Genomic DNA, 24146 nt, shown 5'->3' with positions numbered 1-24146 from the left:
TTATTTCGCCCCCTTATCTTGGCGAAGTTTAATCATGGTATATATTCCGAGAGCTGCACCAAACAGCACAGCTATTTCAAACAATGTATCAATTCCACGGAAATCTACTAGGATAACGTTAACCGCATTATGCCCGCCACCAAGTTTATAAGTGTTTTCCATGAAATATGTAGATATAGTTTCAGCAAAACGACTGTTATAAGCACTGATACCAATGAGCATCATTAATAAACCATAACCAGTAGAAATTAATAAATTTGTTCCAGTCTTTGTAAACGACTTTGTGCCTGATTCAAGGTTTGGTAAATGGTAAAAGCATAATAAGAATAATACGACTGTAACTGTTTCTACTATTAATTGAGTTAAGGCTAAATCTGGTGCACTATACATAACAAATAAGATGGATAATCCATAACCGACAACGCCTAGTATTAAAATGGCAGCAATTCTATTTTTAGCAATTGTTGTACCAATTGCTCCTAACGCCATAATTGTAGCGATGATTATTTCAGCGGTTGTTATTGGAGCTAAATCATTAACATCAAAATTCATACCGCCAGTAAATACTAGTGTGCTAGCTGTAATAATTATGATAGTGGTTAAAATTAACACCATATATAAACGTAATGAACCAGTCATATAGAATGTAGTAATTCTGTTAGAAACTGATTCAACTTTTTCAACAATCCAATCGTACACACGATTAAAACTTAATGGGCCAGGCAAAAAGCTATAGATGGAATCCCATTTACTTTTAGTTAGGTAGAGAAGGACTCCTAAGCTAATAACCACTAGGGACATTTGAAAGGCCCTGCTATCCCAGCCGTGCCAGAACTTAATTTTTTTTGTGACAGAATCACCGTAAACAGCATCCGCTGAATGAGATATTAAAACATGGTTAAAGAAATTTGGAAATAGACCAATTAAAATAACACCTAGTACTAATATTGCAGGTGGCACTAACATCATAATTGGTGCCTCATGTGGCTTTTTAGGTAATTCGCTTTCTTGATATTCCCCTCTAAACGTTCCAAAGAATAAATACATGGAATATACGAACGTAAAGATACTTCCAACCACAGCTATAATTGGAGCAGCTGTTATTAATCCTTCAACAAATGTTCCTGAACCTTCTAAATGTAAAGATGATTCGAAAAACTTCTCTTTACTATAAAATCCGTTTAAAAATGGCAGTGGTACACCGGCCATTGAAAATGTACCAAATACAGCTAGAGTTGCAGAAATTGGCATAAACGTCATTAAACCGCCTAATTTTCTGATATCTCTTGAACCTGTTTCATGATCTACAATTCCTGCGATCATAAATAAGCTCCCTTTGAAAGTAGCATGGTTTAGAATATGGAACACCGCTGCGAAAACTCCATAAGTAGTACCAAATCCTAACATTGCCATAATCATTCCTAGCTGACTGATTGTTGAAAAGGCCAGTATTCCTTTTAGATCAGTTTGACGGACTGCCATATAAGAAGCCCAAGTTAAAGTAACTAGTCCAAAAATGCTTAGTAAGACGAAAAATAACGGAACCTCAGAAAATATAGGTGAAAAGCGAGCCATTAAATAAATGCCGGCTTTTACCATAGTTGCTGAGTGTAAATAAGCACTGACTGGAGTTGGGGCTTCCATTGCATCGGGTAGCCAGATATGAAAAGGGAATTGAGCGGATTTTGTAAATGCGCCTAATAATAGAAATACTAAGATGAATAAGAAATACTCACTATTTATAATAAGGTCAGATTTTGAAACCATTTCTTGAATACTTGTTGTCCCTGTAACAATAGTGAGTAGTATAATTCCACCTAATAAACTAAATCCTCCGAAAACCGTAATTAACATTGATTTTAATGCGCCGTAGCGAGATTTCTCTCTGTAATGCCAATAACCAATTAATAAAAACGATGATAATGAGGTGAATTCCCAGAAAGTATAAAGTACAAATACATTATCAGATAAAACGACACCTAACATCGATGACATAAATATGTATAAGTAAGTATAAAAATGTCCGAGCTGTTCTTCTTTATTTAAATAATATATGGAATATAGAACAACGAGTGTACCAATCCCACTAATGAGCAACGCAAATAATAAACTTAATCCATCTAAATAAAAATCTAAAGATATATCTAAAGATGGAATCCAGTTCGTAGATTGCATGATCGTTGAAAAGTCACGGCCGACAAACTGTAAAAAATAAATAAAGATCAATAGTGGTACGGGTAAAATCAACCAACCAGTATGTATTTTACGTTTGAAACGGCTGATAAATGGAATAATGATAGCAAAAATAAGTGGTGCAAATACGGCAAAAACCATATAGTCGTGTCCGTCCTTTCATTATGAATGTATCGCTGCATAGTACAGTAATATTATAACGATATTTAGGGGCTAATGAAAAGAAAAACCCCCACTTAAAAAAAATATAAAAAAACTGACACAATTTTATGTGTCAGTTTAACGCTATCTATTTAAAATATTTTTAAGACGATTCTTTTAAGAATTGATAAAGCCCTCGTCTAACAAGCTCCTCCTCAATCATTTTAATAAAGTCGTGGTTCAATTCTAATTCTTGTGCCTTATTGTACGATTCTACCAACAATTGATTTGATAATTGTTCCATAATCGTCTTAGCCGAATGGCTTGCACCTCCTTGAAAGTCGTCCACTTTGTAACTGTTATTATCCTACCATTAATTAGGCCTTTAAACAACTTGATTTCAATGTTGATAACTTGTGTATAAGTTGTTTATATTTAATGATTATTACACCAAAAATATTGTAATTATGCTGTGTATAATGTTGATAAAATTATCCACAGGTTGAATTTTGGAGTTATTTGTCGAACGATTTTTGGAATATTTAAAAAACATTTAAGTGAGAGAATATCATATAAATTTTGCTTTTAGTAAATTTTTCTTTGAAACATTGGATTGAATTGTATATGATGAAGATTAGTTAATGAGATTTTGTTGAGGTGAAAGGCTTGTTAAATCTTTTTTTACCAAATGACCAAGTTAATACTGTATTAGAAATTACACCTGAATTCTTGAAAGAGAAAGGAATTAAGGGTGTTATAACAGATTTAGATAATACGTTAGTAGCCTGGGACCAACCAGAGGCTACACCTGAAATTATTGAGTGGTTTAAACGGCTGAAAGAAGAGGGAATAGATGTAACAATTATGTCGAATAACTCAGAAAATCGTGTTTCTCTATTTTCTGAACCGTTGGATATCCCTTTTATATCAAAAGCTAGAAAACCTATGCAAACAGCATTTAAACGTGCCAAGCAAACGATGGGTTTACCTGAAGAGAAAATAGTAGTTGTGGGAGATCAATTATTAACAGATGTATTTGGAGGGAATCGCGCTAATTTACATACTGTACTAGTTGTTCCAATTGTGAAAACGGACGGTTTTTTTACTCGTATTAATCGAAAAATTGAACGTCGACTATTAAAGTATTTTAAGAAGAAAGGTAAACTTAACTGGGAGGATTAGAATGGAAGAATTTTATTGTCAAGGCTGTGGAGCTAAAATACAGCATGAAGATGAAACAAAAGCAGGTTATGCACCTGAATCAGCATTGCAGAGAGAAGAAGTGATTTGTAAACGTTGCTTTAGATTAAAACACTATAATGAAGTCCAAGATGTCGATATGACTGCTGATGACTTCCTTAATATGCTGCATGAAATTGGAAGCAAACAAGCGTTAATTGTAAAAGTTGTCGACTTATTTGACGTGCATGGCAGTTTTATACAGGGACTAAACCGTTTTGCAGGAAGTAACCCTGTCATTATAGTAGGAAATAAAGTTGATTTATTACCAAGCTCAGTTAACTTAAACAAAGTTAAAAATTGGATGCGTCGTGTTGCAAAAGACTTTGGTTTAAAGGTTAAAGATATATTTTTAGTGAGTGCTGTTAAGGGCACTGGTATGAAGGAAACTGCTTTTGAAATTGAACGATTGAGACAAGGGCAGGATGTATATGTTGTTGGTAGTACAAATGTAGGGAAATCAACATTAATTAACTATTTTATACAAAACTCGACTGAAGAGAAAGATGTCATCACAACATCATACTTCCCTGGGACAACTCTAGGTTTTATTGATATTCCATTAGATGATCGATCATCGATGATAGATACGCCAGGAATTATTAATCATCATCAAATGGCTCATTATTTATCGAAGAAAGACCTTAAGAGTATTACTCCTAAAAAAGAAGTCAAACCTAAAGTGTTTCAATTAGAAGAAGGTCAAACCTTGTTTATTGGAGGTTTGGCTCGTTTTGATGTGGAAGCGTCCAATGAAAAGGTTGGGTACGTTTGTTACTTTAGCAACGAATTAAACATTCATCGTACGAAACAAGAGAAAGCTGACGAATTATATGAGAATCATTTAGGAGACTTATTAGCACCTCCTTCAAAAGATACATTAGCTACATGGCCTGAAATGGAGAAAGAAACCTTTCGAATTAAAGGTGGAAAAACAGATGTCGTTTTTTCAGGTTTAGGATGGATTACTGTTCCAGAAGGAGAAATTACAATAAATGCTTATGTACCAAAAGGTGTACGTGTTATTTTAAGAGAAGCAATTATTTAGGAGGGATTTGGTGTATCAGTTTGGTTTAATTGGTCATCCAGTTAGTCAATCAAAATCCCCGATTATTCATAATTATTTTCTAAAGAACATGGGCTTCAATGGTCAGTACAACTTGTATGATGTTCTTGAAAGTCAATTAAGTAAGAAAGTGATTGAACTTAGGGAAAATAATATTGATGGGTTTAATGTCACGGTTCCTTATAAGGAAAAAATTATTCCATTATTAGATGGTCTTGATGAAAAGGCTGAGAAACTCCAATCTGTGAATACTGTAAAAAGAGAGAAAGAAAAGCTAATTGGGTATAATACAGATGGTGTAGGATATTTAGAATCACTTAGACAAGCTTATCCCAGCTTTATTAAACATACTTCAAAAAAGAATATTTTGTTACTTGGCGCAGGTGGGGCTGCAAGAGGAATATACTATACTCTACAAGAATTTCGTCCTGCGCGACTGGATATCGCTAACCGTACGGTAAATCGAGCCTATGACATTTGTGATGGGTATCAAAATAGTTCAGTTTATTCCTTATCAGAAGTTGAAGGTTGTTTAAGTAAATATGATTTGATTATTCAAACCACAAATATAGGTATGGAACCTGATGACAAAAAACAAATCATTTCATTAAAATATTTAAGCTCAGCTACGATTGTTAGTGATATAGTATACAAGCCCAAATTAACGCAATTTCTAAACGAAGCTAAACAAAGAAAAGCTAACTTATTGTTTGGAGATACAATGCTTTGGTATCAAGCAGCTAAGTCATTTGAAATATGGACAAACCATTCAGTTGATGGTCTTGAACCATTTGAATTTGAGAAAGGAGTCATTTAATTGTTAACAGGCAAACAAAAGCGTTATTTAAGGAAAGAAGCCCATCATTTAAACCCAATATTCCAAGTTGGTAAAGATGGTGTGAACGAAAACATGATTCAACAAATTAGCGAGGCCTTAGAAAAAAGAGAATTAATTAAGGTGAGTATCTTGCAAAATTGTTTTGAAGATAAACGAACGATTGCAGACCAATTAGTAGAAGGTACAGATGCTGAATTAGTTCAAATTATTGGTAATATCATTGTTTTATATAAAGAATCTGAAGAAAATAAAATGTTAGAGTTACCATAAAAGGAAACAATGTTATGAAAAAAATAGGATTATTTGGGGGAACATTCGACCCGCCGCATATCGGACATGTAAAACTGGCTCAAACGGTCCAAAAGAAATTGAATTTGGATGAAGTGTGGTTAATACCTACTTATCACCCCCCTCATAAAACCGGGGCTAAGGCTCATCCAAATGAACGGTTGGACATGTTGAATTTATTATTAAAAGACTTAGAACATAAGTTCAAAGTTTCAACAATAGAATATAATTTAAAAGGTAAGTCATACACCGTGGAAACGGTCAAACATCTTATAAACCAGTACCCTGATGTATCTTTTTATTTTATTATTGGTGGAGATATGATCGATTATCTCCCAAAATGGTACAAAATTGATGAACTAAAAAAGTTAGTTCAGTTCGTTGGTGTGACACGAGAAGGTTTTGAGCAAGCCAGTGATCCTGATGTCATCATGGTTGAAATGGAAGATGTGCCCGTTTCTTCTACAAAAATTAGAAAAGAACTTAAAGCTGAGAAAGTACCTTATGGATTAACGGATAACGTTTTACTTTATATAAGGGAGAATCAACTTTATGAAGATTGAAGAAGCACTAGAAGAGTCGAAGAAAGTACTTACTCAAAAAAGATACGATCATGTTGAACGGGTAACAGAAACAGCTATCAATTTGAGTGAACAATACCATGGGGATCATTACAGAGTAGGCTTAGCTGCAGCATTACATGATTACGCAAAGGACATGGACTTTTCAATATTAAAACAGTGGATAGTTGACCATGTTGATTTACCCAAGGACTTATTAAATTATCATCACGAAGTCTGGCATGGACCAGTTGGTGCAAAAATGATGGAGCGTTTTTTTATGATTCATGATGATGAGGTTCTTAATGCCATCCGATATCATACTACTGGTCATAAACATATGTCTTTAACTGAAAAAATTGTATTTCTTGCTGATTTTATTGAACCTGGCAGAGACTTTCCTGCTGTTCATGAGGCAAGAAAAATCGCAGAAAAAGATCTTGATCGAGCTTGTCATTTTGCTCTGGAAAATTCAATACATTTTTTAATAAGCAAAAAACAATCGATTTATCCTGATACATTTTTTGCCTATAATGAATTTACCGACCAGTTAACATACTAATAATGGAGGTATATATATGGACAGTCAAAAATTATTAGAAATCGCGGCAAAAGCCTGCGATGACAAACGAGCAGAAAATATAGTGGCTTTAGATATGCAAGAAGTTTCATTAATTGCTGACTATTTTTTAATTTGTCATGGTTCGAATGAAAGACAAGTTGATGCAATTAGTAAAGGGATTAAAGAAGCTGTTGAAGAAGAAGGGTTTAACGTTAAAAAAATTGAGGGAAGAGACCAGTCGCGTTGGGTGTTAGTTGATTTAGAATTTGTCGTCGTGCATATTTTCCATAAAGATGAGCGCGAATACTACAACCTTGAAAAGTTATGGGGAGACGCTGGTCGTGTCCCATTAGATTTATAGTTGGTGCAATATGTATAAGAAAATGGCAGAAGTATATGATCTGTTAATGTCGGATGCACCATATGATAATTGGTTGAATTTCACTGAAGCTGCAATTAGCTATAATGAGGTTAGTCATGTTTTAGAAGTAGGGTGCGGCACAGGTGAGTTAGCTTTAAAATTATCAAATAAAGGCTATGATGTCACAGCATTTGATGTATCGTGTGAGATGATTGAGGTAGCTCAACAAAAAGCAAAAGTTCAAAATTCCAATTGTCAATTTTTTCAGGGTGAAGCATCATCATTTGATATCAATCAATCGTTTGATTTAGTTGTTAGTTATTGTGATGTATTAAATTATATTGTTGAACCGTCAGCCCTAAATAAGACTTTCAAAAATATATTTAAACATTTGAATGATGATGGTATTTTTATTTTCGATGTTCATAGTATTGCATATGTTGATTGGTTAATTGAACGTGAGATTTTTTCTGAAATTAGAGAAGAAATAACTCATATATGGCTGTGTGAACCAGGCATGAATGAAGGAGAAATCCAACACGATCTTACATTTTTTGTGCAAAGAGAGAATCAGTTATATGAGCGCTATGATGAACAACATGTACAACGGACTTATCCAGTTCAATATTATAAACAGGTATTAAATGATATAGGTTTTGAAAAAGTGGATATATATTATGATTTCCATGTTGAAGAGAATGAAAAGGCAGAAGAAGATGCAGATCGTATTTTCTTTGTGTGTTCAAAGAAATAAGTAAAAGCTGGTGAATTTTCACCAGCTTTTTTATTGCTTTTTATAGAAAAATAAATAAAATAAAAATAGGTAGAATTATTTGAGATTATGTTCGTTGACAATAGCATCGATATGATCCTTCTCATTATAAAACTTAGTATGTGTTGCATTAAAAACCTCATCAAAGACATCATTAAATGAATGTTCTAATGCAATCATACCTTCCCCTGTAATACCACCTTTGACCATGACTTTTTCTTTTAAAGAAGAAAAATCATAAATGTTCTCTTCAAATAGTTTACCGAATCCCACAACCATCTGTTCTACTAATGTAGTTGCTTGATGGACCGGAATTCCTGTTTTCTTATGCGCAGATTGAATCATTTCTTCTAAAATAAAACTTAAAAATGCCGGGCCACAAGATACAATATCCGAAGCTATCCGAACATGTTGTTCTTCAACTTCTACAGGTTTAGAGAAGTGTTTACATGTTTGAAGTAACATCCACTTTTTCTCCTGATCAAAATTGTTCGGAAAAGTAAGTAATGTAACACCACTTAAGGCGCGATTTGTTATGCTTGGAATCATACGTGCAACTTGACACGGTAAAATGTCGTTCAGGTGATCAACCGAAACTGAACTCGTAATTGATATAACACACTGTTCTGGTCGAACTTCAGATTTAAGTTCTTTTGCGAGTTTAATGATTTCTTTTGGTTTTGCACATAAAAGAATAAAATCACATTCGCTAATTAACGAATCAAGCATTTGAACCACATGCACCTTAGGATAATCTTTTTTTAACGCGTAAGCTTTCATAAAGGTTCGATTATATAAATATACATCATCCTGGTTAACCGCCTGACTGGAGGTGAGGGCATGAAGTAATACGGTTCCCATGTTACCTGTGCCGACTATTCCCCATTTCATGACTAACCCCCCTTTTCGTATTGCTCATTCTTCTTAAATGTAGACAATATGAACTCATCAATATATATATGAAAGAAGGACTAAATCATGCCTGTAAATAAAATATGGCTATTTATCCCTTTAATAATTTTAGCTTTAATTATTTATATCCTTTGGCCAGAGCCAGAGCTCGAAGTCATAGTAGAAGAACCATTAATTAATCATATGGAAGAGGATGTAGTTGAAGAACCATTAGTTGAAAAGAATATAGTTTATGTGGATGTAAAAGGTGAAGTTAAAAAGCCTGGAGTATATAAAATGACAGAAGGTAAACGTGTAATAGATCTGATTAATAAAGCTGGAGGGTTTTTAGACGAAGCGGATCAAACTAGAGTAAATTTAGCCATGCTTTTACGAGATGAAATGGTCATACATGTACCAAAATTAAGTGAATTAAATAAGAATGATATTACTACAGAGGCAAGTGATGGAAAAATTAGAATTAATATAGCATCAAAGGAAGATCTAATGAAAATACCTGGTATTGGTGAACAAAAAGCTCTGACAATTATTGAGTATCGTGAACGGGAAGGTTTGTTTAGAACGGTTGAAGATTTATTAAATATTAGCGGTATTGGAGAGAAAACTTTAGAAAAAATATCTGAATACATTATTGTACCTTAAGCACAATCATTTATAATATAATGTAAATGTTTGTTGAAATTTTGGAGGTGATCATCGTGGAACGAATATCCTGGGATCAATATTTTATGTCACAAAGTCATTTGTTAGCTTTAAGAAGCACGTGTGAACGTCTAGCAGTAGGAGCGACAATAGTAAGAGATAAACGTGTCATCGCAGGTGGTTATAACGGCAGTGTGTCAGGCAGTGTCCATTGCATAGATGAAGGTTGTAAGGTTATTGACGGTCATTGTGTAAGAACGATTCATGCTGAAATCAATGCGATTTTGCAATGTGCAAAGTTCGGTGTGCCAACTGAGGGTGCTGAAATATACGTTACTCATTTTCCTTGTTTAAATTGTACAAAAACAATTATTCAAAGTGGAATAAGAAAAGTGTATTATGCTCAGGATTATAAAAATCATCCTTATGCCATACAATTATTAGATGAGTCAGGCGTTGACTATGAACAAGTCGAATTAGACGCTGTACATATAGATACGAATACAAAAGGGAAGATGTATTTTATTTCTTCGTTATTACAGAAATTAGATGAGAATGGATTAGAAGAGGGAGAGTTAAAACATTTGAAACAAGAGGCCAATCAATTATTTTTTGACGTAGAATAAATGAAGAGTCATTGGTATTTAATAAGCCTGAGTTTAATATTAGGATACCTTCCAAAAGTAATCGGTTTTTTATCATTTATTATATTTCTTATATTATTTAGAAGAAAAATTATAAAAAACCGATTGCTCTTGGTCTTATCTTCCCTCACTTTTTTCCTCCCTGGTTATATCATTCCTTCCACTTTCGAAACTCCTGATATAGAAAATGACTTCATTACTGGATGGATCGAAATACAAACCCATCCTGAGATAAAAAATGATTCCATTAGATTCATTGGTGAATATCAAGGACAAAGAATTTATTTTTATGCTGATTCACCTAAGTCTCCATTAAAACAAGGTGCACAATGTTATGTAGAAGCTGAGATTCAACAGCCCAAACAACCGACAAATCCAGGCAGTTTTGATTATCGAAAATATTTAGCTAGTCTCGGTGTGAGCTGGGTGAGTTATGATAATTCTTTTAGTAAATGTGCAAACCCTTCATATTTATCACATCTATACGATTGGCGAGACCATTTAATGTCGATAACAGAGAGTAAGTTTAGTGAAGCAACGGTAGTTTGGATTAAAGCTTTAATTTTTGGTGATCGAAGTGATATAGAACCTGAATTAATTGATACCTTTGAATATTGGGGACTATCACATTTATTAGCGATTTCTGGTCTACATGTGGGAATGTTTTTGTCAGTAATATATTTCTTATTAATGAAGGTTTGTCGCCTAACTAAAGAACAATCGAAGTGCATAATCATCATGATCATTCCTTTTTATATAATTATTTCAGGTTCACAGCCCCCTGTTATTCGTGCTGGTTTAATGGCGATTTGTTTAATTGTTTTTAGCATGTTTAAAAAGAACACTACTGATACGATTGATATCATTTCGATAGTAATGATATGTATGCTTCTATATAATCCCTTCCTTTTACATCAAATGGCCTTTCAATTTTCTTTCGCGGTTACATTTGCATTAATATTATCTAAAAACTTACTGTTCAAAGATCACTGGATAATGATATCTATAAAAGTCAGCTTAATTAGTCAACTTGTTTTACTTCCTTTGCAGTTTTATTATTTCTATTATACAAATGTGATGTCATTCTTATTTAATTTAATATACGTCCCCTATTTTACTTTAATAGCAATGCCACTTTTACTTTTACTCATGTTGTCTTTAGTCCTGCCTCAACCTGTTCGTCACGTATTAGAATTTCTATTTAATTTCATAAACACTTTTTTTATACAACTACTACAAATGGTTGGAGAACCTATGCGTTCAATATGGGTAATCGGAAAACCACATCTTATGGTTGTACTACTATATTTTATCTTCTTTATATTAATGATGTTATTTTGGGAAAAAGGTCAATTAAAGAAGGCGGCACTATTAGGGATTATTATAATAATGGTTTGCTATGGTGAAACGGCGATTAAACATTTTACACCTGAATATTCAGTAACGATGTTAGACGTGGGCCAGGCTGAATCCATTATCATTGAATTACCTTATCGACAAGGGATATTCATGGTAGATGCAGGAGAAGAGATGAATGGAGAAGAAGAGACAAATTATAATTTTAATCATGTCATTAAACCTTATTTATGGTCAAAGGGGATCACAGAGATTGATTCGTTATGGATTTCTCATTTTGACCGTGATCATTCTGGAGCCATGGAGCAAGTCATTAAACAATTCGAACCAAAGCAATTATATACAGCACCAATCGAGCGCTATTATAAATATCCCGGTTTAGATCACATTATTGTTCATGAAGGTACAATTGTAAATTATGGAGATATAACTTTTAATGTTTTGTCTCCAACAAAATCAAATAAACATACTGATGCTAATGATCAATCGATTGTATTTCTGTTGCAATATAAACAGCATAAAATGTTATTTACAGGTGACATTTCAAAAGAAGTGGAACAAGAATTGGTCTCGAAAAACAGCATTGGGGATATAGATGTTTTAAAGATTGCGCACCATGGAAGTCAAACGTCAACAAGCAAATTATGGCTTCAGAAGGCTAAACCGGAGGCTGCTATCGTCTCTGTGGGGGAAAATAATTTCTATGGTCATCCACACCCAATTGTCATTCAACGATTAAAAGACTTTGGGATAAATGTTTATCGTTCGGATCAATTAGGTGCTGTCACTTTAAAATATAAAGATGGACAAAGCACATTTTATCATTATAATCCATAAGCTATATTAGATTAAAAAAGAGACTGTACAGTGTACAGTCTCTTACTCGATTTTGCCACTCTATAATATCTTTATTAGGAACCTACAACTTTAAAGATCGTTCCAATAAAGAAAATAACCAAGAAGAAAATGAATGACAAACTGAACCCTTTGATGGAATCGACGACATCATTATTTTTTGATTGTACATCTTTTTCAAATTCGTTCACGGCTATCCCTCCTACGCTACATTCAAGTATAATTCATCTTTTTAAAAAAATCTATTACTTTTTACGCAATTCATAAATCTGTAAGAAAATTTTTTGGAGATAATTACTAATTTCACTAGAGCATAACACATGAAATTAAATATTATTTCAAAAATAACTGTTAAGAGTTAACAGCAATATTCTTAAGTGATTACGCACAAAATAACTTTACACCAAAAGCCGCTAAAAATAAAACTTCCCGGGATTTTATTTTTAGCGTTTATATAGATATTGGGGGGAGTGGTTAAGGCTATTCCCCTCTTTATTTTATGATCATCAAACTCTTGTCAATTTAAAAACTTCGTTATACGATTAATGAGATAGAAAGGTGTGAAACGTATGCACGCACAGGAATTTATACAAAATCGAACCCAACAATTGGCTCCCATTTATGTATTATATGGTGAAGAAACCTATTTTATACAAGAGGTAAAAAAGCATATTGAATCTATGCTACTTAAGCAAGGTGAGTTAGATCGTAATACATATGACATGGAAAGCATTCCTGTTCAAGAAGCAATTCATGATGCTGAGACTTTTCCGTTTTTTACGGAACAAAAATTAATTGAAATTCAAAGAGCATACTTTCTGACAGGACAAAAAGTAAAAACTGAATTGGAACACGATTTTAATGCTTTAGAAGAATATGCAAACCAACCTGTTGATTTTACCACTGTTATAATAGTTGTTCCTTACGAAAAACTTGATCAGCGAAAAAAACTTGTAAAATCAATTAAGAATAATGCAACTTTAATCGAATGTAGTTCCCCTAAAGCATATGAAATGAATCAAGTGGTGGTTAATATGGCTAAAGAAAAAGGGCTAGAACTTAATGATGAAATTGTTGAATTATTAGTTGAGCGAGTGGGAGAACATATTGAAGCTGTTCAGCATGAGTTAGACAAGTTAGTGTTATACTTCGGTGATCAACCAGTTTCTTTAGATGAGTCACAACATATAATCAGTATTCATGCAGAAGCTAATACATTTAATCTCATCGATTATTTAGTGGATTTTAAAATTGGCCAAGCCATACAGTTATTAAAAGAGTTAAAAAAGCAAAACGAAGAGCCTATAGCCTTATTGGCTTTAGTGAGTTCTCAGATTAGACTAATCCTTCAAGTCAAACTTCTGAAAAATAAAGGTTACCAACAACAGCAAATGGCTAAACAATTACAAGCCCATCCATATGCGGTTAAAATGGCACTAAAAAGAGAGAGAAGGTTTAGTGCTCAGGCACTTAAAGATATGATCAAAGAAGCGGCGATTACAGATGAAAAAATGAAAACAGGAAAAACTGAACAATGGCTGGCATTAGAGTTGTTTTTACAACGTGTTGTTCAGCGATTAAAACAAGCAAGTTAATTCATATATTAAAAAAATCCATTTCCTCGTGAAATGGATTTTTTAATGGGTTGAGCTCGAATTATTTAGCAATTTGATTAATTTGTGTCATTAATGAGCTCTTCTTGCGATCACCATTGTTTTTATGGATGATGTTTTTTTGTACAGCTTTATCAATTTTGCTTACTGCATCTGTTAACGCTTCTTTAGCTGCATCAGCATTTTTTTCATGAATAGCAGTTTCAACACTCTTGATTGCTGAACGCATGTCAGATTTTACAGCTTGATTGCGTAAACGAGCGTTCTCATTTACACCAATACGTTTAGTAGCTTGTTTCGTATTTGCCACTTTATTCACCTCCTGATGAAATGTCCCCGTGTTCATTTATTCTATTTATGGACAAAAGTCATTTTACCAAAGCAAGGTCAAGTTTTCAATAGTTTGCTGTTAAGTTATCTCTCTTGGCAGAACATTTTTGTATTTCAAGTTCTGTTTATTTTGAATAACTTCGGTAACAATAAGCGTGATAGGAGGGATACTTATGCAACGAAGAGAATTTAAGCCAAGGACAGATTTGGCGGTTGAAGCAAGACAAATGTTTATTGAGCAAAACCCTGATAAAAAACATGAGTTAGACGGAATTATAATTAATGAATACGAGGAAGAGGAATTTAAGTTAACTCGAGTAGTAATTGATGAACAAGGTGCTGAAAGGGTGGGAAAAAAGGCTGGTAATTACATTACAGTAGAATCACAACAGCTAAGAAGACTTGAAAAAGATTTTGGTCGGAAATCTGCAACCATTTTAGCTCAAGAAATAAAACGCTTAATAGAAAAACACAAAATTCCAATGGATGCAAAATGTTTAATTGTAGGATTAGGGAATGGCTATGTTACACCAGACGCTCTAGGTCCAAATACAGTTAATAAGCTTTATGTAACCACGCATTTATTTAATCTTCATCCGGAAATGGTTGGAGAAGGGGATCGATCAGTATCAGCGTTTACTCCTGGTGTAATGGGCTTAACTGGAATGGAAACGAGTGATATTATTTTTGGGGTTGTTAACAAAACTAACCCTGATTTTATGATCGTTGTTGATGCATTAGCAGCCAGGTCAATTGATCGGGTAAATACAACGCTTCAACTATCTGATACAGGTATTAACCCTGGTTCAGGTGTAGGTAACGATCGTAAAGAAGTAAGCAAAGAGACTTTAAATATCCCAGTGTTCTCTATTGGTATTCCGACAGTTGTAGATGCAGTCACTATAACTAATGACACGATTGATTATATACTTAAACATTTCGGTAGAGAAATGGAAGAAGGAGATCAGCCAGGTAAAGCTTTAACACCAGCGGGTATGGATTTTGGTGAAAGAAGAACTTATACAGATGAAGACCTACCGGACGAAGAAGCAAGACAGACTTATTTAGGAATCGTTGGAGCGCTAAAGGAAGATGAAAAAAGGCAGTTAATTAGAGAAGTGTTAAGGCCCACAGGCCATAATTTAATTGTGACACCTAAAGAAGTAGACGAGGTCATCAACTATATGAGTGAAGTTGTTGCATCTGCAATTAATCAAGCATTGCACGAATCAATTAATGCAGAAAACGCGAAACATTTTATAAATTAATTAGTTCTACCTTTTCAATCTCTTGAATAGAGTTTTAATAGAACTTTAATAGAGAGGTTGACAAGGTAGATGATTAAAAATATTACTCAATATCTAAGACGTTTAAGAAAATTTAAGAAGCATCCTTTTCTACTTTTTCAAGTGTTATTTATATGTTTAATCTTGTTTATACCTATATTTTCAATAAAACCATTTCAAGAAGCATCGACGAAAATCCTCGAAGATTGGGTGAGACAAATCGACGGTGCTTCTTATTCATTTTTTATGTCCATTGATCAGCCAATATTAGAAGGTCTAAATAAGCAACACGATGATCAAATATCATTAGCAAGTTTTGCCTTGCCGATATTCACAAACCTACCTTATCAAGATATACGGTTATTGTTCGGACATGAACTTCCCCGTTTTCCAAATACAAACAGTACCATTGCGATTGCAGGTGAAGGAACGAATATGTTTTCAACTGTAATTGAAACTGAACCACCAGAATATCTATTTGAGAAAAATAAAACTGAACCACCTGAAGAGCAGCCAAAGCCTAAAGTAGAAGATGAAACAATACTAATTTATACAACACATAACAGAGAGTCATTTTTACCTCATTTACCCGAAGATACGCCAGCAAACATTGCATATGATGATACTCAGAATGTAATGAAATTAAGTGAAAGGTTAGGGGAACAACTGGAGAATTATGGGTTGCAACCATATGTTGACAAGACCGATTACTGGAGGCAATTACCTCCTAATGGTTATGGATTGTCTTATGACTATTCAAGAACGGTAGTTAAAGATGTGTTAAGTAATAATGACCAAATGAAATATTTATTCGATATCCATAGAGATGCAATGCCTAGAAGTAAAACAACAACTAAGATAAATGGTCAGTCAGTTGCCCGTTTAGCTTTTGTCATCGGTGGAGAAAATGAATCATACCAACAAAATTTGAAATTTGCATCGGAGCTACACAATTTATTGGAACAAAGTTATCCAGGGTTAAGCCGAGGAGTTATTATCAATGAAGGTCCTAGGACCAATGGGGTTTATAACCAAGATCTATCTAATCACTCAGTCATTATTGAAGTTGGTGGAATTGAAAACAGTTTTGATGAATTGAATTTTGCGATTGATGCCTTATCCGAGGCGTTCAGTGATTACTACTTTGCAAAAGAAGGGGCTTCTAGCCAGTAATGAAAGGGGTTAATGTGATGCGTTTATTATTTTGGGTGATGGTGTTTTTCTTTATCTTTTATTTAGGAATGCAATCAGCAACGATTAACCAGGATGAAGCTAGGCCTACGATACAAACTGAACAAGACATCAGGCAATCAAGTGCAAGTACTGAAAATTTTGACGATAAACATGATGAAGTGATTAATCATCAAACACAAAGTGATACGAGCGGATTTTATAGTATTGCGGTCTTCTTAGAAAACTTTGTTAAAACTTTCTTCTCAGTAATATTTAACTTCTTATATAGATTTAGTTCAATGTTTTTTTGATAAGTAGGTTGCGTTGTAAGTTGATATAGATGGCTTCCATAATTAGTGGGAGCCATTTGTTATGTTTTTTCTATAAATCTTTAAGTTTGTATCATTATATTTACATTTGATTGAATATTACTGTTTCAATTGCTATAATCGAGCTAGCGTAATTGGACGTAAAAACAGGAGTGATGAAAGTTGGCAGCAAATAAACAACGTAATGTCCGAAATTTTTCGATTATAGCGCATATTGATCACGGCAAATCTACATTAGCCGATCGTATATTAGAAAAAACAAAAGCATTAACAGAACGTGAAATGAAAGAACAGTTTTTAGATGCTATGGATTTAGAGCGTGAACGTGGGATCACAATTAAACTAAATGCCGTACAACTTCAATACGAAGCTAATGATGGTGAAGATTATTTATTTCATCTAATTGATACACCAGGACACGTCGATTTTACATACGAGGTTTCTAGAAGTTTAGCAGCCTGCGAAGGTGCTTTATTAGTGGTCGATGCGGCTCAAGGAATTGAAGCCCAAACATTAGCAAATGTTTACTTAGCATTAGACAATGATTTAGAAATTATCCCTGTCATAAACAAGATTGATTTGCCTAGTGCTGATGTTGAACGAGTGAAACAGGAAATTGAAGATGTTATTGGAATTCCTGCGGATGATGCCATTTTAGCATCCGCTAAATCGGGAATCGGAATCGATGAAATTCTAGAACGAATCGTATCTGATATTCCTGCTCCTGCGGGAGACCCAGAAGAACCAACAAAGGCTTTAATTTTTGATTCTTTATATGATTCTTATCGAGGCGTAATTGCTTATACGTGTATAAAAGAAGGAAGTATTAAAATAGGTGATAAGATCAAAATGATGCAGACAGGTAAAGAGTTTGAGGTATCAGAATTAGGTGTGTTTACGCCAGAACCTGTCAAAAAAGAAGAGTTAACTGTGGGTGACGTTGGATTTCTAACGGCATCTATTAAAAACGTGGGTGATTCACGTGTGGGTGACACCATTACGTTAGCCAAGAACCCGGCAGCAGAACCATTACCAGGATATAAACGATTGAATCCGATGGTCTATTGTGGGCTGTTCCCAGTTGATGCGGATAATTATAATGATTTGCGTGAAGCACTTGAACGATTAGAGTTAAATGATTCTTCATTACAATACGAAGCAGAGACATCACAGGCTCTAGGTTTTGGTTTCCGTTGTGGTTTCTTAGGTTTATTACACATGGAAATCATCCAAGAACGAATTGAGCGCGAATTTAATATTGACCTGATTACGACTGCTCCAAGTGTTATCTATGAAGTTGAGATGAATGATGGAGAAGTACTTAATATTGAAAATCCTTCATTAATGCCAGAAACTAAAAATATCAAAGAAGTTCGTGAGCCATTCGTTAAAGCAACCGTAATGGTTCCCAATGATTTTGTAGGACCTGTTATGGAAATTTGTCAGAAAAAGCGTGGCGCTTTCGTTGATATGGAATACTTGGATGAAAATCGAGTGAATATTACTTATGATATTCCACTATCAGAGATTGTTTATGATTTCTTTGATCAGTTAAAATCTCAAACTAAAGGGTATGCTTCATTCGACTATGAGTTAAGCGGCTATCAGCCATCCAACCTTGTGAAGATGGATATCCTGTTAAATGGTGAAACAGTAGATGCATTATCATTTATTGTACACCGTGATTTTGCTTACCATAGAGGTAAACATATTGCTGAGAAATTGAAAAAGATTATTCCTAGACAACAATTCGAGGTGCCTGTCCAAGCTTCTATTGGTAATAAAGTTGTTGCAAGAACAACGATTAAGGCAATGCGTAAAAACGTATTATCGAAATGTTATGGTGGAGATATTTCACGAAAAAGAAAATTATTAGAAAAACAAAAAGAAGGTAAGAAGCGAATGAAAATGGTGGGTAAAGTTGAAATCCCACAAGAAGCCTTCATGTCAGTATTAGAAATGAGTGACGATGATTAAGGGCGACCAACAGGTCAGCCCTTTTATCTTGGTTAAAGGAGGTGTCTCGTTTGGAACGATCGGTATATATTCATATTCCATTTTGCCATGAGATTTGCCATTACTGTGACTTTGCAAAAATGTATTACAATCGAGAGTTAGCTGATCAATATTTAAATTATTTACGTACAGAAATGAAGCTTTATCTAGGTGATAAGAAAATAAATTCTCGTACAGTATATATAGGTGGTGGGACACCAACAAGTTTAAATGAACAACAGCTTGAAAAACTTCTATCGATCATTCACGAGTTTATTAATATTAAAGAAACGGAAGAATTCACCATTGAAGCTAATCCAGGTGAGTTTAGTGAAGGTCATGTTAAAGTTATGCGTGATTACGGGATTAATAGGGTTTCATTAGGCGTGCAAGTCCTTGATGATGATTTTCTTAAACTTTTAAATAGAAATCATGAAGTAAGAGATGTTGATCAAGCTGTCAGTACATTACAACAATATGGATTAAATAATATTAGTATGGATTTTATCTATGCACTTCCGAATCAATCCATTGAACATTTTAGAAAAACATTGGATATGGCTTTAGATTATAATCTGCCCCATTACTCAGCTTACGCATTACAAATAGAACCTCGAACAGTATTTCATTTAAGACATCAACAGGGGAAGCTCAATAAGCCGCCTGAAGAGGATGAAGCAGAAATGCTGATGATGTTAATGGAGAAAATGGAGAAGGCCGGCAAGCACCATTATGAGATTAGCAACTACTCTGAAAATGGTTTCGAAAGTCAACATAACCTCACATATTGGAGTAATCAGGAGTATTATGCGTTCGGTGCTGGAGCACATGGTTATTTAAATGGTGAACGCTATGTTAACTTACGTCCTGTGAACCATTACAATCAGTCACTAGCTAATCAAAAGAAACCTGTACTTCATCGAGAAACTATTTCTTTAAAAGAGAAAATAGAAGAAGAGATGTTTTTAGGGTTAAGAAGAATTCGCGGCGTAAAAGATGATGAGTTTAAAGCAAAATACGGATACTCATTTTACGACTTTTATAATAAAGAGATTCAACAATTAACTCAAAAAGGCTGGTTAGAAGATCGTAAAAGACAAATCTATTTAACAAAAGATGGCTTTTTATTCGGGAATGATGTATTTGCATCATTTTTATTAGATGAGAAAACCTATAATCGAGTAATTCATAATTGACAGCAAAGCATGAGTTTGATAATTTATTATTAGAATTAGCACTCGAAACAACTGAGTGCTAACAGGGGTGATAAATATGTTAACCGATCGTCAATTGCTTGTTTTAAAAGTTATAGTAGATGACTTTATTGATACAGCGCAACCTGTTGGTTCTCGTAATATCGCCAAGAAAGAGCAAATTTCATTTAGTCCAGCAACCATTCGTAATGAAATGGCTGACTTAGAAGATTTAGGCTATCTCGAAAAAACACACTCTTCATCTGGGCGAATACCATCAGAAAAAGGTTACCGTTATTATGTTGACAACATCATGTCACCATTGCAATTATCAAGAGGTGAGGTTCACAGGATTAGACAATCTTTTAGTGAGCGTATGATTGAGTTAGAGCGTGTCATGCAGAATTCTGCCCATATTTTATCTGAATTGACGAGGTATACAACGTTAGTATTAGGACCCCAAGTATATGAAACAAAGTTAAAACAATTACAAATTGTACCTATTAACCAACAATCAGCAATAGCTATCTTAATTACAGATACCGGTCATGTTGAACATCGCTCATTTGCTATTCCAGCAGAATTAGAGCATGCTGACTTAGAAAAGACGGTCAATATACTAAATGAAAAATTATCTGGTGTACCTATAGTTTACCTATCTCAATTTATTGAGACAGAGGTTAAACACTTATTACAGAAGTATACGAATGACTTCCAAAAGTCATATCAATTATTAAATCAAGCATTATTTACAGAACAACCAACGAACCTATATGTAAGTGGGAAAACAAATATATTAATGCAACCGGAATTTGCTGACATTGATAAAGTGCGATCACTATTTCAAATCATGGAGAGTGAAGACCAAATTGCTCCTATACTGAAAAGTGAAGATGAAGGTTTGCATATATATATCGGTCGTGAGAACAAGATTGAAGAAATGAACAACTGTACACTCATTACGACCACTTATTCACTAGGAGAAAACCAAGTTGGTACAATTGCACTTCTAGGTCCAACGAGAATGGACTATGCAAAAGCAGTATCGATTCTTGATATATGGAGTGGACAAATGACCAAGCAATTACAAAAGTGGTTTAATGAACAATAAAAGCGGAAATGCTTATATTGTTAATGGATAGCTTAAAAAACTTGGCGATTCTAAATGGCCAAGTTTTATTACGGTTTAATTGCTTGTGTTTTTTAAAATTAATGATATATTAAACAATTGGAAATTGTAGGATTAGTTGGAGGTGACGATATGGATGAAAAAACAATGAACCAAGATGAACAACAAGAAACAACTAACGAACAAGAAGATACTAACGAAACACAACAAGAAGTAGAAACTAATGGTCAAGACCAAGAAATTCATCAACAAATTGAAACATTAGAACAAGAAAAACAAGACATTCAAAATAAGCTACTAAGAACTCAGGCAGATTTTGATAATTTCCGTCGTCGGACACAAAAGGAAAAAGAAAATGATTTAAAATATAAATCTCAAGAGTTAGTAAGTGAAATATTACCGGCACTTGATAATTTCGAAAGGGCGCTACAAACAGAAGTGGATGATGAAGGCGCTCAGTCATTTGTTGATGGTGTCAAAATGGTGTATAACCAACTACACCAAGCATTAGATAAAGTAGGTGTGGAAGAAATTCAAGCTAAAAATGAACAGTTTGATCCAAATCTGCACCAAGCAGTTATGCAAGTTCAAGAAGAAGGTTATGAATCTAACCAAATCGTTGAAGTATTACAGAAAGGTTATAGATTAAAAGACCGTGTGATACGTCCAGCGATGGTTAAAGTTAATGAATAAATATTGAAATACATTGTTAATTAAGGGAGGACTATTAAAATGAGTAAAATCATTGGAATTGACTTAGGTACAACAAACTCATGTGTAGCAGTAATGGAAGGTGGAGAATCAAAGGTAATTCCTAACCCAGAAGGAAACCGTACGACTCCATCAGTTGTTTCATTCAAAAATGGTGAACGCCAAGTAGGGGAAGTTGCTAAGCGTCAAGCAATCACTAACCCGAACACGATTCAATCAATTAAAAGATACATGGGTACTGACCATAAAGTAGAAGTTGAAGGTAAGGAGTACACACCACAAGAGGTTTCAGCTATTATCCTTCAACATATTAAATCATATGCAGAAGATTATTTAGGTGAAGAAGTAACTAAAGCTGTTATTACTGTACCAGCTTACTTTAACGATGCTGAGCGTCAAGCTACAAAAGACGCTGGAAAAATTGCTGGTTTAGAAGTTGAACGTATTATTAATGAACCAACTGCAGCTGCTTTAGCTTATGGTATTGATCAAGATCAAGATCAAACGGTTCTTGTATATGACTTAGGTGGCGGTACATTTGACGTATCCATCTTAGATATTGGCGATGGCACGTTTGAAGTTGTATCAACAGCAGGTGACAATAAGCTTGGTGGGGATGACTTTGACCAAGTAATCATGGACCATATGGTTGCTGAGTTCAAAAAGGAAAACGGTATTGACTTATCTCAAGATAAAATGGCTCAACAACGTCTAAAAGATGCTGCTGAAAAAGCCAAGAAAGACTTATCAGGTGTAGCTCAAACACAGATTTCATTACCATTTATCACGGCTGGAGATGCTGGACCATTACACTTAGAAATGAACTTAACTCGTGCTAAATTTGAAGAGCTAGCTTCTGATTTAGTAGAAAGAACGATGAAACCAACGCGTCAAGCATTAAAAGATGCTGATATGTCAGCTTCAGATATTGACAAAGTAATTCTAGTAGGTGGTTCTACTCGTATTCCAGCTGTTCAAGAAGCTATTCAAAAATCAGTTGGAAAAGAACCTTCTAAAGGTGTAAACCCTGATGAAGTTGTAGCATTAGGTGCAGCTATTCAAGGTGGTGTCTTACAAGGGGACGTTAAAGACGTTGTGCTATTAGACGTAACTCCATTATCATTAGGTATCGAGACAATGGGTGGGGTTTCAACTAAGCTAATCGAACGTAATACAACGATTCCAACAAGTCACTCACAAGTATTCTCAACAGCTGCAGATAACCAAACAGCTGTAGATATTCACGTCCTACAAGGTGAACGTGAAATGGCGCAGGACAACAAAACACTTGGACGCTTCCAGTTAACTGATATTCCACCAGCACCACGTGGTGTGCCTCAAATCGAAGTTAAATTCGATATTGATGCGAACGGTATTGTTAATGTTAGTGCCAAGGATATGGGTACAAACAAAGAACAATCAATCACAATCAAGTCTTCTTCAGGTCTATCAGATGAAGAAGTTGAACAAATGGTTAAAGATGCAGAAGAGAATGCAGAAGAAGACAAGAAACGTCGTGAACAAATCGAACTTCGTAACGAAGCGGATCAGTTAGTTTTCCAAACTGATAAAACAATCAAAGATTTAGGCGACAATGTCACTGATGAAGAAAAACAAAAAGCAGAAGATGCTAAAGAAGAACTTAAGAAAGCTTTAGAAGGCGAAGATTTTGAAGATATTAAAGCTAAGAAAGAAGCTTTAGAGCAAGAAGTTCAAAACCTATCTGTCAAGCTTTATGAACAAGCACAGCAGCAAGCTCAGCAAGAACAAGGTCAATCTGGCGAAGGTAACGATGATGATGTTGTTGATGCTGAATACGAAGAAGTTAACGAAGACGATAAAAAATAATGCTTAAACTAAAAAGTCAAAGTCAGGACATTCTTGACTTTGACTTTTTTTCAGCCAATATCAAAGCTAATTTAATAATTCTAATATTTCGCATTATAGTAAGTTTTATT

At 34.3% G+C, this 24146-nt stretch carries 25 protein-coding genes; 20 read left to right on the top strand and 5 right to left on the bottom strand.

Annotated features, from left to right (window positions below):
• Together E3U55_RS00355 and sda are read right to left on the bottom strand one after the other, a co-directional pair.
• On the bottom strand, positions 1–2334 hold the full coding sequence (locus E3U55_RS00355; RefSeq protein WP_134338339.1) for a Na+/H+ antiporter subunit A: 2334 nt from the start codon (positions 2332–2334) through the stop codon (positions 1–3).
• Between the two features lie 163 nt (positions 2335–2497).
• The gene (gene sda, locus E3U55_RS00350; RefSeq protein WP_407644087.1) at positions 2498–2683 is read right to left on the bottom strand and encodes a sporulation histidine kinase inhibitor Sda; all 186 of its coding nucleotides are present in this window, start codon (positions 2681–2683) and stop codon (positions 2498–2500) included.
• A gap of 317 nt (positions 2684–3000) precedes the next feature.
• Between sda and E3U55_RS00345 the strand changes: the two genes are divergently transcribed.
• Genes E3U55_RS00345 through E3U55_RS00310 form a run of 8 tightly spaced genes read left to right on the top strand, consistent with a single transcriptional unit; the run spans position 3001 to position 8002 of the window.
• Positions 3001–3516, top strand: coding sequence for a YqeG family HAD IIIA-type phosphatase (locus E3U55_RS00345; protein WP_134338338.1), 516 nt, complete (start codon positions 3001–3003; stop codon positions 3514–3516).
• A gap of 1 nt (position 3517) precedes the next feature.
• On the top strand, positions 3518–4621 hold the full coding sequence (yqeH, locus tag E3U55_RS00340) for a ribosome biogenesis GTPase YqeH (protein ID WP_194840774.1): 1104 nt from the start codon (positions 3518–3520) through the stop codon (positions 4619–4621).
• 10 nt (positions 4622–4631) lie between these two features.
• Positions 4632–5456 (top strand): shikimate dehydrogenase, encoded by an 825-nt coding sequence (gene aroE / locus E3U55_RS00335; RefSeq protein WP_194840773.1) that lies wholly within the window; start codon positions 4632–4634, stop codon positions 5454–5456.
• The gene (gene yhbY, locus E3U55_RS00330) at positions 5457–5747 is read left to right on the top strand and encodes a ribosome assembly RNA-binding protein YhbY (RefSeq protein WP_134338335.1); all 291 of its coding nucleotides are present in this window, start codon (positions 5457–5459) and stop codon (positions 5745–5747) included. It begins immediately after the preceding gene.
• A 14-nt stretch (positions 5748–5761) separates the two neighbouring features.
• A complete protein-coding gene (locus E3U55_RS00325) occupies positions 5762–6328 on the top strand; it encodes a nicotinate-nucleotide adenylyltransferase (protein ID WP_134338334.1) in 567 nt (188 codons plus the stop codon).
• On the top strand, positions 6318–6887 hold the full coding sequence (gene yqeK, locus E3U55_RS00320; RefSeq protein ID WP_134338333.1) for a bis(5'-nucleosyl)-tetraphosphatase (symmetrical) YqeK: 570 nt from the start codon (positions 6318–6320) through the stop codon (positions 6885–6887). Before E3U55_RS00325 ends, yqeK begins: the two co-directional genes overlap by 11 nt.
• Positions 6888–6903: 16 nt before the next feature.
• Entirely contained in the window at positions 6904–7248 is a 345-nt protein-coding gene (rsfS, locus tag E3U55_RS00315) for a ribosome silencing factor (protein WP_134338332.1), read from the top strand.
• Positions 7249–7258: 10 nt separating this feature from the next.
• A complete protein-coding gene (locus E3U55_RS00310; protein WP_134338331.1) occupies positions 7259–8002 on the top strand; it encodes a class I SAM-dependent DNA methyltransferase in 744 nt (247 codons plus the stop codon).
• A 75-nt stretch (positions 8003–8077) separates the two neighbouring features.
• Here the strand turns inward: E3U55_RS00310 and comER are convergent, their stop codons facing one another.
• Positions 8078–8911, bottom strand: coding sequence for a late competence protein ComER (comER, locus tag E3U55_RS00305; RefSeq protein ID WP_134338330.1), 834 nt, complete (start codon positions 8909–8911; stop codon positions 8078–8080).
• 87 nt (positions 8912–8998) lie between these two features.
• On the opposite strand from comER, the gene E3U55_RS00300 reads away from it, so the two are divergent.
• From E3U55_RS00300 to E3U55_RS00290, 3 genes are read left to right on the top strand one after another with little or no spacing between them, the layout of a single operon-like run.
• Positions 8999–9574: a helix-hairpin-helix domain-containing protein gene (locus E3U55_RS00300; RefSeq protein WP_134338329.1), complete on the top strand. Its 576-nt coding sequence runs from the start codon at positions 8999–9001 to the stop codon at positions 9572–9574.
• A 56-nt stretch (positions 9575–9630) separates the two neighbouring features.
• Positions 9631–10200, top strand: a complete 570-nt coding sequence (locus E3U55_RS00295; RefSeq protein ID WP_134338328.1) for a ComE operon protein 2 — start codon at positions 9631–9633, stop codon at positions 10198–10200.
• Positions 10201–12411, top strand: coding sequence for a DNA internalization-related competence protein ComEC/Rec2 (locus E3U55_RS00290; RefSeq protein ID WP_134338327.1), 2211 nt, complete (start codon positions 10201–10203; stop codon positions 12409–12411).
• Positions 12412–12485: 74 nt separating this feature from the next.
• Here the strand turns inward: E3U55_RS00290 and E3U55_RS00285 are convergent, their stop codons facing one another.
• Positions 12486–12620 (bottom strand): YqzM family protein, encoded by a 135-nt coding sequence (locus E3U55_RS00285; RefSeq protein WP_134338326.1) that lies wholly within the window; start codon positions 12618–12620, stop codon positions 12486–12488.
• A gap of 378 nt (positions 12621–12998) precedes the next feature.
• Here E3U55_RS00285 and holA point away from each other — a divergent pair, with 378 nt between their 5' ends.
• Positions 12999–14024: a DNA polymerase III subunit delta gene (gene holA / locus E3U55_RS00280; protein ID WP_134338325.1), complete on the top strand. Its 1026-nt coding sequence runs from the start codon at positions 12999–13001 to the stop codon at positions 14022–14024.
• 61 nt (positions 14025–14085) lie between these two features.
• Here holA and rpsT read toward each other — a convergent pair whose 3' ends face one another.
• A complete protein-coding gene (rpsT, locus tag E3U55_RS00275; protein ID WP_134338324.1) occupies positions 14086–14352 on the bottom strand; it encodes a 30S ribosomal protein S20 in 267 nt (88 codons plus the stop codon).
• 193 nt (positions 14353–14545) lie between these two features.
• Here rpsT and gpr point away from each other — a divergent pair, with 193 nt between their 5' ends.
• The 8 genes from gpr to dnaK all read left to right on the top strand — a co-directional run bounded on the left by gpr (position 14546) and on the right by dnaK (position 24036).
• Positions 14546–15640, top strand: coding sequence for a GPR endopeptidase (gpr, locus tag E3U55_RS00270; protein ID WP_134338323.1), 1095 nt, complete (start codon positions 14546–14548; stop codon positions 15638–15640).
• Positions 15641–15709: 69 nt separating this feature from the next.
• Complete coding sequence (spoIIP, locus tag E3U55_RS00265; RefSeq protein ID WP_134338322.1) at positions 15710–16831, top strand: stage II sporulation protein P; 1122 nt, start codon at positions 15710–15712, stop codon at positions 16829–16831.
• Positions 16832–16848: 17 nt separating this feature from the next.
• Positions 16849–17142: a hypothetical protein gene (locus E3U55_RS00260; RefSeq protein ID WP_134338321.1), complete on the top strand. Its 294-nt coding sequence runs from the start codon at positions 16849–16851 to the stop codon at positions 17140–17142.
• 180 nt (positions 17143–17322) lie between these two features.
• A complete protein-coding gene (gene lepA / locus E3U55_RS00255) occupies positions 17323–19137 on the top strand; it encodes a translation elongation factor 4 (RefSeq protein ID WP_134338320.1) in 1815 nt (604 codons plus the stop codon).
• Positions 19138–19187: 50 nt separating this feature from the next.
• A complete protein-coding gene (hemW, locus tag E3U55_RS00250; protein WP_134338319.1) occupies positions 19188–20351 on the top strand; it encodes a radical SAM family heme chaperone HemW in 1164 nt (387 codons plus the stop codon).
• Positions 20352–20427: 76 nt separating this feature from the next.
• Complete coding sequence (gene hrcA / locus E3U55_RS00245; RefSeq protein WP_134338318.1) at positions 20428–21459, top strand: heat-inducible transcriptional repressor HrcA; 1032 nt, start codon at positions 20428–20430, stop codon at positions 21457–21459.
• 150 nt (positions 21460–21609) lie between these two features.
• Positions 21610–22170: a nucleotide exchange factor GrpE gene (gene grpE, locus E3U55_RS00240; RefSeq protein ID WP_228547436.1), complete on the top strand. Its 561-nt coding sequence runs from the start codon at positions 21610–21612 to the stop codon at positions 22168–22170.
• A gap of 39 nt (positions 22171–22209) precedes the next feature.
• On the top strand, positions 22210–24036 hold the full coding sequence (gene dnaK / locus E3U55_RS00235; RefSeq protein ID WP_134338317.1) for a molecular chaperone DnaK: 1827 nt from the start codon (positions 22210–22212) through the stop codon (positions 24034–24036).
• Positions 24037–24146: the final 110 nt, after the last annotated feature.

Origin of the sequence: Filobacillus milosensis, from assembly GCF_004402015.1 — a bacterium.
GTDB lineage: Bacteria > Bacillota > Bacilli > Bacillales > Alkalibacillaceae > Filobacillus > Filobacillus milosensis.
The sequence above is the reverse complement of the archived record's forward strand: the minus strand, read 5'-3'. Positions and strand labels throughout refer to the sequence as shown.